The sequence below is a fragment of the Streptomyces sp. NPDC098789 genome (assembly GCF_044759975.1).
Taxonomy (GTDB): domain Bacteria; phylum Actinomycetota; class Actinomycetes; order Streptomycetales; family Streptomycetaceae; genus Streptomyces.
Map to the genome: position 1 here is coordinate 60,161 of NZ_JBIWAJ010000003.1, position 13,249 is coordinate 73,409.

Genomic DNA, 13,249 nt, shown 5'->3' on the forward strand with positions numbered 1-13,249 from the left:
CCCACGCCCTTCCGCACGCCCGCACCCCCCCGGTCCGCACGGCCGGGTGGGTGCCCGCGTTCGCCCCGTCGGCGAGAGACCGCCGGCGCGGCGGCGCTACCCCGTGGTGCGGTCCAGGGCCGCGTCGCGGACGTCGGGCTCCGGGTGGCGGCGCAGGGTGCGCAGCAGGTCCCGGTGGGCGGCGGGCCAGTGTGCGCGCAGTCCGGCCGCCGTGAGCAGGGCCACCGCGAAGAGGCCCTCCGTACGGTCCCCCGTGGCGGCCAGGCGCCCCGCGACCGCGTGCAGCGCCTCGGGGGTCCCCCCGTCCTCGGTGAGGGCGGCGGCGCGCAGCGCGTCCGTGGTGGAGCGGACCAGCCCCGGGCGGCCCGCGTGAGCGCCCGCCAGGAGGAGCAGGAAGTCGTACAACTCCTCGCGCGGTAGCGCCGGTTCGAAAGCGCGGGCGCTCAGGCGGATACCGGCCGCGGTGGTGGCGTCGTAGGCCGTGAGCGCCGCGACCACCTCCGCCACGACCGCGCGCGGGGCGCCGTCACCGTGGCGTACCCGGTCGAGCGGGGCGGCGAGTCGGGTCGCGAGGTGGGTGATCCGACGCAGCGCGGGCCGGTCCCGCAGCGCACCCGCGTCGTCGGGGCCGTCGACGGACCGCCGGTCGGCCGCGATCAGTGCGTCGATCGCCCTCCGGACGCCCCGGCCCGCCTGCGGGCTGCTCGTGGCGGCGTCCGCGAGGACGTCCGCCGCTGCGGACCAGCCCCGCCGGGCACCGAGGTCCACGGCGACCGCGAGCAGCGCCTCCACCACCTCGTCCGGGGCCCAGGGCAGCCAGGAGGCGAGGGACCGGCAGGCGGCGGCGACCTCCTCGGGCTCCGCGCCCGCGCTCCCGGCGAGGACGATCCGGGCGTAAGGGGCCCGCGCCGCCTCCGGCAGCTCCGTGGGGGCCACCCGCAGGACCGCGGCCCGTTCGGCGGGACCCCCCTGTGCGGCTGCGGCCAGCAGCCGCGCGGCGCGCTCGTCACCGATCAGCGGCGCCGCGAAGGGCACGCAGGCGGCCCGTACGTCGGGGTGCTGGCCCGGCGCCGCGAACGCCTCGGCGAGCACGGCGGCGACCCGGGGGCGGCGCAGTCGGACGGCGGCGAGCCGCACGGCCTCCTTGCGGCTCGTCACCTTGGCCGCTCCGGGCGCGGTCAGCGCGCCCAGGACGCCCTCCAGCCCGGTGGGCGACACGTACCGGGAGGCCCGGGTCGCCGCGTACACGGCGACGCGCGCCCGGTCCCCGCCCGCGTGGGCGAGCAGTTCGGGCAGCGTCTCCCCGGGGCGGTCGGTCCAGACGAGGGCGGCGAGCGCGGCTTCGGCGATGAGCACCTCGGGGTCGGCGGTGGCCGCGCGCACGACGGCCAGCCCCCGGCCGGGGACGCGGGCCACGGCGTCGACGGCGAAGGCGCGGCTGCTCAAGGACAGCGTCGTGTCCGCGCACTCGGCGGCCAGGACCTCGGCGACACGGCCCTGTTGGCGGCCGGTCCAACGGTGCACCCCCGAGAGGAAGGGCCGGGGGCGCTGGCTCGCGTCGTGGAAGCGGCCGGCCGGCCGCTCGCCGATCAGCGCGCCGAGCAGGTCGGTGCGCTGGTGGGTCACCACGTGGGCGACCTGGGACAGCGAGACGGCCGAGGGGTCGGCGGCCAGCAGTTCCTCGACGCGCGCGCCGCGGTGCGCCCGGGGCGCCAGCCACAGGGCGACGGCCGCCCGCGCGGTGCTCGGTCGACCTCGGTGCACGGCCGCCGCGAGCAGCTGCTGGAGCGCGGGCAGTTCGGCGGCGCGCCGGCCGAGGGCGTGCGCGAAGGCCACTACCGGCCGGAACTCCCCCTGCCCGGCGCAGGTTTCGAACCACGGCCGCAGCGCCTCGTAGAGCGGACGTTCCTGACCGTGGCCCAGGGCCTGGTCGAGCCGCCCGAGAGCGAGGTGATGGGTGCGTCCGAAGTCGTCGACGACGGTGCGCAGCGCCCAGGCGCGCAGCGCGGAGTCGGCTGCCGACGCGTGTTCGCGCAGCACTCCGAGGGCGGTGCGGGTCAGGGCGTCGCGCGTGGAGTGGGAGCAGTCGCGGGCCTCGACGGCGTCCCGGGCGATCCGTTCGAGGTGCGGTGCGGCCTCGTCCCCGAGGAGCGCGGGCCGTACGTCGGCCAGCGCGCCCAGGGCCGCAGTGCGCACCGGGTCCTGCTCGCTGCGCAGCCGGGCCATCTCGGCGAGGACGAGCAGCACGGCCCCGGGGTCGCCCGAGCGCCCCGCGTTGGCGATGAGCAGTCGCCAGCCCACGGCCCGGTCGTGGGCCACGGGGCCGGTCGTGGCGGCGAGCAGTTCGGGGCGGGCCTCGGTGGGCGGCAGGTGGGCGACGGCGAGCCGCAGGGCGCTCGCGCCCTCGCCCCGCTCCCGCGCCGCCCCGATCGTCCGGCGCGCTTCGGCCGCCGCCGCGGCGCGGGGCAGTGCGGCGAGCAGCTCGGTGTCGATGCGGGCGTCCGCACCGCCCGCGGCTTCGTCGGCGCGGCCCCCACGAACCGCGTCGACGAAGGCCGCCCTGCGCCCGGGCGGCAGGGCCGCGGTCAGCCGGGCGAACTGGCCCGGGTGCGCACGATGGCGGTGGAGCACCTTGCCCAGCGCGAGCAGGGTCCGCGGCGAGGCACCGCGGGCCAGCCTGGCCAGGACCGCGGGGCGTCCGGCGACGCTTTCGGGCAGGAGGTCGCCGCTCGGGGTGATCAGGATCCGCAGGGTGCGGTCCGGGTCGGCGTGCGAGAGGCGCGCGGCCAGTCGGTGGAGCGGGCGGGGCAGTCCGTTCGCGGCGCCGCGCTCCAACAGGTCCAGCACCCGCAGCGGCCGGGCGACGGCCAGGGCCTCGACGGCGGACGCCCTGCGGTACCACCAGTCGACCCGCAACGCCTCGGGCAGGGCGCGCAGTTCCCCGTCGAGGGCGTCGGCGAGGAGGTCGGGGTGCCGGCGGGCGAGGTGGCCCCAGCTCTTGACGGCGTACGACACTGCGGGCAGCAGCCGCTCGACGGTCGCCGCCCCGCATCCCGGGAGCAGCACGGCGGCTTCGGCGTCGCCCCAGTCCGCGCGGACCGCGTCGACGAGCCGGTCGGCGAGCGCGGTGCGGTGTCCGGCGACGACGGCCCGCAGCAGCTGGCCGCGGACGGCCGCGGGGGCGTCGTCGAGGGCGGCGGCGAAGTCCTCGTCGTCGACGCGGGCGGCGACGGCCAGCGCCTGCCCGCGCACGACGGCGTCCGGGTCGGCGAGCCGCGCCGCGATCCAGGCGGTGTCCCCGGCGACGGCGGCGGCGAGGACCCCGAGCGAACGCTCGTAGGTGCCGCGCCGGTCCAGGGTCGCGGCCAGCGCGGCGGCCCGCTCGGGTCCCATCTCCCGCGCGCGGGCGACGAAGGACCGCGTGCGTGCGCGGTACGCGAGGGGTTCGAGCGCGTCGAGGAGCAGGTCCGCGGGGTCCCGGAGATCTTGAGCCATGCGGACAAGTGTCACCGAGGGTCGCCGCGGCTCACGGGCCCGGGGTGCCGCGGGGGCGGCTCCGCTCGGGTCGGTCGCGGGCGTGCGCCGTCACACCGCCGCGGGCTCGTCCACGGGGAGGTGCGCGCGTGCGCCCCGACCGTGCGCACCGCGGGCGGCGACGCGGCAGCCGACGCAGTCCGTGTGACCGGCCAGGGCGGTGGTGTCGCGCACCCGCCAGTCGCGCAGGGCGTGCGGGCGGGGCCCGCTCGCCTTGCCCCAGCCCGCGAGGTGCAGGAGCCAGGTGGCGAGGACCGACAGGAGGACCAGCGCGAGGCCGGCCCACACGCCGGGGGTCGAGCCGAGGCAGACGGCGAGTCCGGTGACCGTCGAGCCGAGCACGCCCACGACGGTTCCGGTCCAGCCGGCCACGGTGTGGCCCAGGTCGACGTCTCCGTGCGCGCTCATGATTCTCCCGGGGTAGGCGACAGTAGGCTCGGAGCAGGATCTTTCATCTCACGAGCTAAGTTACTTAGATGCTAAGGAGTATTCGCGTGGACGGCAAGCCCCGCCCCCCGGCCACGGCCGGGGAGGCGATCCAGCGCATGGACGCCTACGTCAGCCTCGGCTTGATCGGCCAGCAGGAGGTGGCCCAGCTGCTGGGGCTGAACGTCACCGACCTGACCTGCCTCGGACACGTCCTGGGCGCCGGGGAGAACCCGCTCGGCGCCGGCGACCTGGCCGAGCGGGCCAACCTGACCACCGGGGCCGTCACCGGCGTGCTCAACCGGCTGGAGCGCGCCGGGTACGCCCGCAGGCAGCCCGACCCCTCGGACCGGCGCCGGGTGCGGGTGGTCGCCGATCCGACCGCCGCCGCGCGGGTGGTCGCGGTGTACGAGCCCTTCTACGCCCGGCTCGGCGCGCTCTTCGCCGACTACTCCCCCGACGAGGTCGCCGTGATCGCCGACTGGTTCGCCCGGGCCGCCGACGAGGCCCGCGCCCACCTGGAACACGTACGCTCCACCAGCGACCGGATCACCGCGCCCTAGCGCGGAAACCGGAACCGACCGCCGCCGGAACGGGGTGTGCGCACCGGCCGCGGGGCCCTTCGGGCGCCGATGGTAAAATGGGTTGGTTACTTGCGGCGCACGGCATTCTGACCGGTCGCCGACGCACGACGAAGCCGGGGCCCGTACCGCTGGGTACGGGCCCCGGCTCGTTCCGGCTCGTTCTCGCGCATGCCCGCCCGTCGCCCCCTCGGCCCGGTCCCGGACTCCTCGACGACGTGCTCCGTATCGAGGAAGGCTCTCCGTTTGAATCCGTCAGCCCGTGGCCGCTTCGGCGTCCAGCCCGGCAGGCCCCCCAAGACCGCGAAGTCCCCCAAGAAGTCCGCGCGGCCCCTCGCGCCGCAGGGCGAGTTCGCGATGCCGCAGACGATCGCCCCGGCCCTGCCCGCGGTGGAGGCGTTCTCCGAGCTGGGGCTGCCGGAGCAGCTGATGGCGACGATGGCGGAGCAGGAGGTGCGCGAGCCGTTCCCGATCCAGGCCGCCACCCTGCCCAACGCCCTCGCGGGGCGCGACATCCTCGGCCGCGGCCGCACCGGCTCCGGCAAGACGCTGGCCTTCGGTCTCGCGATGATCGTGCGCACGGCCGGGCGCCGCGCCGAGCCCAAGCGCCCGCTCGCGCTGGTCCTCGTACCGACGCGCGAACTCGCCCAGCAGGTCACCGAGGCGCTGACCCCCTACGCCGACGCCATGAAGCTGCGCATGGCCACCGTGGTCGGCGGCCTGTCCATCGGCCGTCAGGTCAGCGCCCTCAAGAACGGCGCCGAGATCGTCGTGGCCACGCCCGGGCGGCTCAGCGACCTGGTCGGGCGGCGCGACTGCCACCTGGAGCGCGTCAAGATCACCGTGCTCGACGAGGCCGACCAGATGACCGACATGGGCTTCATGCCGCAGGTCACCGAGATCCTCGACCAGGTGCACCACGACGGTCAGAAGATGCTCTTCTCCGCCACCCTCGACCGCAACGTCGACCAGTTGGTGCGCACGTACCTCAAGGACCCGGTCGTCCACTCCGTCGACGCCTCCGTCGGCACGGTGACGACGATGGAGCACCACGTGCTCCACATCCACGCCGCCGACAAGTACGAGACCGCCACCGAGATCGCGGCGCGCGACGGGCGGGTGCTGATGTTCCTCGACACCAAGCACGCCGTGGACCAGTTCACCCGCCACCTGAGGGCCAACGGCGTACGGGCCGAGGGCCTGCACAGCGGCAAGTCGCAGCCGCAGCGCACCCGCACGCTCGCCCAGTTCAAGACCGGCGCGGTGACCGTCCTGGTCGCCACCAACGTCGCCGCGCGCGGACTGCACGTGGACGACCTCGACCTCGTCGTGAACGTCGACCCGCCCGCCGACCACAAGGACTACCTGCACCGCGGCGGCCGTACGGCCCGCGCGGGCGAGTCCGGCCGGGTCGTCACCCTGGTCACCCCGAACCAGCGCCGTGACATGACGCGGCTGCTGGCCGACGCGAAGATCCGCCCCACCATCACCCAGGTGCGCTCGGGCGACTCGCTGCTCAGCAAGATCACCGGGGCGAAGAGGCCGTCCGGCGTCCCGCTGGCCGGAGCCGCTCCCGCCGACGGCGGCAAGGACGGGAAGGGCGGCAAGGCCAACAGCACCCTCGCCTTCCGCGGCATGGGCACCCGGCCGGGACGGCCGGGCGGCAAGCCCAAGGAGTCCCGCAAGACCACCGAGGCGCGCCAGGCCGCCGAAGCGCGCGCTGCCGCACGGGTGCGCCGCGGGGTCTGAGCGTCCACCGCGTGAAAGCGGAAGCGGAAGGGGCCGGGTGCGCGATGCGCGCACCCGGCCCCTTCCGTCGGTCCTGAGGACCGGCAGTCCGTGTCAGCGGCGACGGCTCGCGACGATCGCCCGCGTCACGATGGGCGGCAGCAGGTCCTTCGCCAGCTTGCGCGCCCGGCGCGAGCGCGGCGCGGGCTTCGGCTGGGCCGGAACCGCCGCGAGGACGGGCACCTCGGGGGCCCGGAGCGGCTTCGGCGCGGACGGCGCGATCGCCTTCTGGCCGCCGATGCGCACCAGCGGTGCCTCCACGACCGTGTCGATGCCGTGCCAGAGGTCCTCGCGGCCCTCCAGCCACGTGCGCAGGGCCTTCTGCAGCGGGGCCGGGTCGTCCCAGGTCGCGTAGAGCTTCGTACCGGACACGCAGATGACGTGCAGGTCGGACGTGGTGACCGCGCCCCACACGGCGGCGGCGACGCCGGGGCAGTGCTCGGAGCGGTAGTCGTCGAACACCACGACCGCGCCCGGCGCCGCGAGGACGCGGGAGGCCTCGATGTCCCCGTGCACGTGCTCGTAGAGGTGGGAGGCGTCCACGTGGATGAAGCGGCAGCTGGCCGCGCGCACCCGGTCGCCGACCACGGAGGTCGGGGCCTGGATGACGGTGGGCAGCGCCTCGTGGAAGGCGAGGTAGTTCGTCTCGAAGGCCTGGCGGGTCAGCGAGGCGTAGGAGGACTGCGTCTCCGCGAGGTTGGACTCGTCCTCGGCGGGCGAGTCGAAGAGGTCACAGACCGTGAACTCCTCGCCGTCGCGCAGGTACTTGCCCATGAATATCGCGCTCTTGCCCATGTACGAGCCGAGTTCGAGCAGGTCACCGCGGTGCTCGGCATCGGCGTTCTGGTGCCCGAGGAACCAGTCGAACAACACCTGGTCGACGTTCCAGAACCATCCCTCCACGTCGTTGAACCCCGCGGGAACCGGTGCCGTGGACAGCACTTCGGGGTCGGTGAGAGGGAGACGCGCAGCTTGCGACATGGAGAGTCGTCCTCCGGGGATATGGCATGGGATCAGCACTGACACCTGGCCGGGTAGCCAGACCTTAGACCACAGGACGGGTACATGACGAGGCTGTGGAGATGCCGAGAATGCCGAAGCGGAGCGCCGGAGGAACGGATCGCGCCGCTCGGGCCGTCGCCGGTACGGGGTCGGACGGCGGCCGCGCGACGCCCCCTGCCCCCGCTCCTGACCAGCGGGGACACCACGCGTGGGGCCCACCGGCACGGGCCCGCCGGGGTCCCGCGCGGGCGGGTGGTACACGATCGCCGGCCACCTTCTCTTGCGAAAGCGAACGAGTCGCATCCGACCGCCGGGCCCCTGCTCGCCGCGGGGCCGTCCCAGACTCTCAGGACAGGGGCCCGACCGCCCTCTCCGCACCGATCGGACCCGCGGAGCGGGCTTCACGAACGGAAAGACCGAACGGTGAGAGTGCTGAGCCAATGGTCTAGGCGCATGGGGCTTGCCCGGTCCATTGGCTCAGCCCCGGCGGCCCGCCCCTCCAAACGGCCGGCCACCCACCCGGGCGTCGGGCCGTCGGGCTCCCACCACGCGACCGCCGGGCGACCGCCGGACCGCCACACGGCGAGGTGAACACTTGATCATTTTCTCTTTCGATCACTCGGGATCGGCCCGCCATCGGCCCTTCGTCGGCCGGCGACCCGGGTTCACCAGGCCAGGCCCTCCGCCGGGAGCTCCGTGGACGGCCGGCGCGGGGAGCGGGGCAGTGCGAGGCGGACGCGGGCCGCGTGGACGGCGTCCAGCTGGTCCGCCGCGGCCGGCCCCCAGTCGCACAGGTCGCGGACCTGCTCGGGCGTGGCCAGCAGGCGGACGTGGGCCGGGTCGCCGGCGGGACCGAGGGCGTGCAGCCGGGCCGCGGAACGGATGCGCACGCCGTCCGCCTCGCGCAGGTGGCCCAGCAGTTCGGGAGCGGAGGTGACCAGGTCGGGGGTGAGGTCCGGGAGCCGTGCGGCCCCGGTGGCGCGGGCGATCAGCACCAGCACCCGCCCGTCGGGGGCGAACAACCAGGACGCCCGGTCGTGCACCACGCACGCCTCCGGGGCCGGTCCCTCCCACCAGCCGCCCCGCTCCGCGACGCGCCGGGTGCGCAGCGCGCCGAGCCGGTCGAGCGCGCCCGGCACGGTGGGCCGCCCGTCCTCCAGCAGGGCCGGACCACCGCCGTCGATGCGGGCCCGCAGTGCGGACAGCGCGCGCCGGGCGTCGCCGGGGTGCATCAGGCCCGGCAGATCGGCGGGCTCGGCGAAGTGGACCCCCGTGATCTCCTGGGCGGGCAGCCGGATGGCGGCGATGCGCTCCGCGTCCCAGGTGCCGCCGTCGAAGACGTGCAGGATCTCGCCGGGGAAGCGCATCTCCGGTTCGAATCCCGGGGTGTCGGCGGGGATCCAGTCCACGACGAGCCCGCGCGGGTAGTGGTCGCGGATGCCGAGTTCCTCGTACACCTCGCGCGCGGCCGCCGCGGACGGCGCCTCCCCCGCGTCCACGGCGCCGCCGGGCAGCAGCCGGTCGGGCCGGTAGTCCACGGTCTGTACGAGCACCCGTCCGTCGGGGTCGGTGACCAGGACGCAGGCTCCGCTCCAGAGCGCGGCGCGCGAGGCTCCGTACTCGGCGGGGCTCATCCACGTGTCGCCGGCCGCCGCGGGCCCGTCCGCCCGGGGCCCGTCCGCCCGGGGTGCGGCGTCCGGGAACGCGGGATCGGGGGCGAGGTCGGGGATCGCATGGTCCGGGGTCGCGGGCTCCGGGATCGCGTGGTCCGCCCGGTCCGTGTGGTCCGTGTCGGTCAGCTGCGGCATCGGTACTCCGTTCACCGTGGGTGGGAGAGGGCCGGGTCGGGGCCAGGGGGTGTTCCCGACGCCTGTGCAACAGCGCGCGCGGCCCCCGGGTTACGGCGCCGCGCGCACGGCGCGCACACGGCGCACACAAGGCGGCCGAACATGCCCGCGACCTGCCGGTTTTACCTGACCAATGACCGTTTATTACCTGGTTATGTACCTCTTGGTAGCTTTCGGGGCGCGGGCCGGTCGGTGTGAAAGCCCCCGGCCCGTCCAGACGCGATCGACCAGGGGGACAGCGATGCCGCACGCCGGTGACACGGGGACCGCGACGGCCACCGGGAACCGACGACGGCGGTTGCTGCGCCCGCTCGCCGTCACCGGCGGGGCCCTGACCATCGGATGCGCCGGTCTGTACGTCGCGGGCCTGTCGCTGGCCGGCGACGAGATCGGCCGGGGCACCACCGTCCGCGGCGTGGACCTCGGCGGCATGGACCGGGACCGGGCGGGCCGGGCGTTGGACCGCGCCTTCGGCCCCGCGGCCGAGGCCGAGGCCGGAGCCGCGTTCGCCGTGCGCGTCGGCGACCGGGTCGAGCGGGTGCGGCCGAGCGCCCTCGGCCTGTCCCTCGACTCCGCCGCGACCGCCGCGCGCGCCGCACGGGCCGGCTCCGATCCGGTCACCGTGCTCGGCCGGCTCTTCGGTCCGGACCGCCGGGAGGTGGAGCCGGTGGTCCGGATGGACGAGGGGATGGCGCGGGCCGCTCTGGACGGCCTCGGCGAGAAGACGGGGCGCGCGGTCGTCGAGGGGGCGATCAGCTTCGAGAAGGGCAAGGCCAAGGCGGTCGTTCCGGTCAGCGGTGTCGCCCTGCGCACCGACGGCGCGCTCGACGCCCTGCGCGCCGCCTACCCGCGCAGCGGGTCGGACCCCGTCGAGCTGCCGGTGCGGACCACCGAGCCCCGGATCGGGGCGCGGGAGACGGAGCGGGCCCTGAAGGAGTTCGCCGGACCCGCGGTGTCGGCCCCCGTCACCCTCACCCTCGAAGGGCGGCGCGTGGTCGTCGACCCCGCCGCCCTCGCCCGGCACCTCGCCATGAAGGCCGGCGACGGCGGCCGCCTGGTCCCCGACCTCGACGCCAAGGCGCTGCTCGCCGATCCGGCGCTCGCGGGCCCGCTGCGCGAGGCCGCGCCGGGTCCGGTGGAAGCGCGCCTGCGGCTCGACGGGCCGGGGCGGGTCTCCGTGGCCGAGGACGGCCGCGCGGGTCGCCGCGTCACCGAGCGGACCCTGGGCGAGGCCGTGCTCCCGCTGCTGGTGAAGTCGGGCGCGGGGGCCCGTACCGGCGCGGTGGCCACGGAGGCGGTGCAGCCGAAGCTCACCCGCCAGAACGTGGCGGAGCTCGGCATCAAGGAGGAGGTGTCCTCCTTCACCGTCGACTTCCCGGTCGCCGACTACCGCACGACGAACATAGGCCGGGCCGCCGAGCTGATCAACGGCTCGGTGGTGCTGCCCGACGAGATCTGGAGCTTCAACCGGACCGTGGGCGAACGCACCAAGGAGAACGGTTTCGTCGACGGCATCATGATCAATGGCGGCCAGTACGAGAAGGCCGCGGGCGGCGGGGTCTCGGCGGTGGCCACGACCGTCTTCAACGCGGTGTTCTTCGCCGGGGTCAAGCCGGTGGAGTACGGCGCGCACTCCTTCTACATCGAGCGCTACCCGGAGGGCCGCGAGGCCACGGTGGCCTGGGGCAGCCTCGACCAGAGCTTCCGCAACGACTCGGGCAAGGCCCTCTACATCCAGGCGTCGGCCACCGACACCTCGGTCACCATCACCTTCCTCGGCACCAAGAAGTACGACGCGGTCAAGGCGGTCAAGGGGCCGCGCACCAATGTCGAGCAGCCGGGCACCCGGACCGGGAGCGGGGCGCGGTGCGAGGCGCAGACCCCGCTCGAAGGGTTCGACGTCACCGTCGACCGGATCTTCGAGCAGGGCGGCAAGGAGGTCGGGCGCGAGAAGTTCAGGACGCGGTACACCCCGCGCGACACCGTCACCTGCGGCTGATCCGCACCGGCGGCTGATCAGCACCGGCGGCCGGGCCACACGACCCGCGACGGTCCGCGCGGCCCGCCGCGACCCCTGCGGTTCGTCGGGGCGAAACGGAACCTTTGTTCCACTATCGACCTCTACCTGAGCATGATGTTGTACTCCTCTCCTGCCCCGAGGAACCGATGAGCGCCAGCAGCAGACTGTCCGGGGTCGACGCCGCGCGCGGCCTCGCCGTGCTGGGGATGTTCGCCGTGCACGTCGGACCCGGTGCGCGCCCCTCCGGCGCGAACTACCTGGTCCTGGCCGCCGACGGACGTGCGCCCGCCGTCTTCACCCTCCTCGCCGGCTTCTCACTGGCCCTGGCCCAGCGGCAGCGCCCGGACTCGGGCCCGGGCCCGGTTTCCGTCCCCGCGGGCGTCGGGGCCGGCCGGGGCGGGGCGCCCGGGCGGCTGCGGCCGTTGCTGATCCGCTGTGCGGTGCTCGCCGTGCTCGGCCTGTCCCTGGCCGCGCTCTGGCCCGGGATCCTGGTCATCCTGACCTTCTTCGCCCTCTACTTCCTCGCCGCCGAGCCCTTCACCCGTCTCTCCACCAAGGCGCTCGCGGTGGTCGCGGCCGCGGGCGTGGTGGTCGGGCCGCTGCTCTCGTACGTCCTCGGCCCGCTCTTCGGGGTCGGAGCCTCGGGCCGCGGTGCGGTGCCCGACCTCACCGACCTGGCCCGCGGCTGGACGGGGCTCGGCGACGTCCTGCGCGGGCTGCTGCTCACCGGGGCGTACCCGGTCGTCACCTACCTGCCGTACGTGCTCGCCGGCATGGCGCTGGGGCGGCTGTGCGACGTCCGCGAGACGGCCGTCGCCCGGCGCCTCGCCCTGTGGGGCGCGGCCGTCGCGGCGGTGGCGTACGGCTCCGCGTGGCTGGCCACCGAGGTGCTCGGCGGGCGGCAGCGGCTGCTGGCCGCGATCGCCGCGCACCACCCCGAGGCCATGGCGGCCACCGATCCGGTCCGGGCCGTGCTCGCCCAGCAGTACGGCGCGATACCCAGCACCTCGTGGGACTGGCTGCTCCTGGCCTCCCCCTACAGCCAGACCCCGTTGGAGACGCTCGGCAACGCGGGCGTCGGCGCCGCACTCATCGGCGGCTTCGTACTGCTGGCCCGCGGCCGGCTGGCCGCCCGGCTGCTGCGGCCCCTCACCGCGCTGGGCGCGATGGCGCTCAGCGCCTACGTGGTGCACGCGCTGGTGCTGGCCGGTCCGGCGAACGGGGCGGCGTCCTGGGGCGCGTTGGCCGCGTTCTGCGCCGTGGCCCTGGTCGCGGCCTGGGGGTGGCAGCGCGCCTGGGCGCACTCACCGTTGCGCCGCGGACCACTGGAACACGCCCTACGACTGGCCACCGCGCCGCGCGCCCGCGCCCGCACCGGTGCCTGACCGCGAGGGGCGCGCCCCTCGCGCACAGCTCGCTCTCCCGTGCACACCGCGCGCCGGCTCGCGCGCCGCGCACGCCGGTACGGCAGCGGCTCGCGCTCACCCGTACGCGTGACGGTGCGCCGCTCCCGGTCCCCCCATGCGGCAGGGTGGGCGGATGCAGCTGCGTCGGGTCCTGCCCCTGTCCCTCGCCGCGCTCCTCCTGGGCGCGGGTACCACCGGATGTACGACCGTCGCACCGGCCGCACCGGCCGCCCGGACACCGGTTCCCGTGAACGTCCGTACGCCCTCCCCGCGCGCGGTGCTCCCCCTCGGTCGGCTGCCGGAGGACCCGGCGCGGGCGGCCGCCCCGCCCACCCCCGGGCCGCCCGGAACGGCCGAGGCCGCGGCAGCGGACCGGGAGGAAGCTCCGGACGCGGACGGGACCAGGCGGTCGGCACCGCGCCGGTCCGGGACGGTACGGGCGCCCGCCCCGGCGAAGGCCCGCACGCCACGGGCCCGGCCGCGCCCCCAGGCCCGACCCGCGCCGGGGCGGGCGTACGACATGTCGGCGCTGTGCGCGGCGGCCAACGGCACGGTTTCACCGTCGATCGCGCAGTTGTGCGCGGAGCAGTACGGCCGCTGAGCTACGGCCGCGAGTGGCTCGAACCGGTCGGTGGATATTGGGTG

The 13,249-nt window shown here is 75.8% G+C and carries 9 protein-coding genes; 5 read left to right on the plus strand and 4 right to left on the minus strand.

The window, feature by feature from the left end; all coding sequences use genetic code 11:
* Positions 1-96 precede the first annotated feature (96 nt).
* Entirely contained in the window at positions 97-3,495 is a 3,399-nt protein-coding gene (locus ACIQWR_RS07865) for a hypothetical protein (protein WP_404005867.1), read from the minus strand.
* Between the two features lie 90 nt (positions 3,496-3,585).
* Complete coding sequence (locus ACIQWR_RS07870; RefSeq protein ID WP_404005868.1) at positions 3,586-3,942, minus strand: HGxxPAAW family protein; 357 nt, start codon at positions 3,940-3,942, stop codon at positions 3,586-3,588.
* 86 nt (positions 3,943-4,028) lie between these two features.
* Between ACIQWR_RS07870 and ACIQWR_RS07875 the strand changes: the two genes are divergently transcribed.
* Complete coding sequence (locus ACIQWR_RS07875; RefSeq protein ID WP_404005869.1) at positions 4,029-4,523, plus strand: MarR family winged helix-turn-helix transcriptional regulator; 495 nt, start codon at positions 4,029-4,031, stop codon at positions 4,521-4,523.
* A 375-nt stretch (positions 4,524-4,898) separates the two neighbouring features.
* Positions 4,899-6,290, plus strand: a complete 1,392-nt coding sequence (locus ACIQWR_RS07880) for a DEAD/DEAH box helicase (RefSeq protein WP_404006389.1) — start codon at positions 4,899-4,901, stop codon at positions 6,288-6,290.
* A 93-nt stretch (positions 6,291-6,383) separates the two neighbouring features.
* Here the strand turns inward: ACIQWR_RS07880 and ACIQWR_RS07885 are convergent, their stop codons facing one another.
* Entirely contained in the window at positions 6,384-7,310 is a 927-nt protein-coding gene (locus ACIQWR_RS07885) for a class I SAM-dependent methyltransferase (RefSeq protein WP_404005870.1), read from the minus strand.
* Positions 7,311-7,996: 686 nt separating this feature from the next.
* The gene (locus ACIQWR_RS07890) at positions 7,997-9,139 is read right to left on the minus strand and encodes an NUDIX domain-containing protein (RefSeq protein ID WP_404005871.1); all 1,143 of its coding nucleotides are present in this window, start codon (positions 9,137-9,139) and stop codon (positions 7,997-7,999) included.
* A 280-nt stretch (positions 9,140-9,419) separates the two neighbouring features.
* Here ACIQWR_RS07890 and ACIQWR_RS07895 point away from each other — a divergent pair, with 280 nt between their 5' ends.
* The 3 genes from ACIQWR_RS07895 to ACIQWR_RS07905 all read left to right on the plus strand — a co-directional run bounded on the left by ACIQWR_RS07895 (position 9,420) and on the right by ACIQWR_RS07905 (position 13,205).
* On the plus strand, positions 9,420-11,177 hold the full coding sequence (locus ACIQWR_RS07895; RefSeq protein ID WP_404005872.1) for a VanW family protein: 1,758 nt from the start codon (positions 9,420-9,422) through the stop codon (positions 11,175-11,177).
* A 167-nt stretch (positions 11,178-11,344) separates the two neighbouring features.
* Positions 11,345-12,583: a DUF418 domain-containing protein gene (locus ACIQWR_RS07900; protein ID WP_404005873.1), complete on the plus strand. Its 1,239-nt coding sequence runs from the start codon at positions 11,345-11,347 to the stop codon at positions 12,581-12,583.
* Between the two features lie 154 nt (positions 12,584-12,737).
* The gene (locus ACIQWR_RS07905) at positions 12,738-13,205 is read left to right on the plus strand and encodes a hypothetical protein (RefSeq protein ID WP_404005874.1); all 468 of its coding nucleotides are present in this window, start codon (positions 12,738-12,740) and stop codon (positions 13,203-13,205) included.
* The last annotated feature ends 44 nt before the right edge of the window (positions 13,206-13,249 follow it).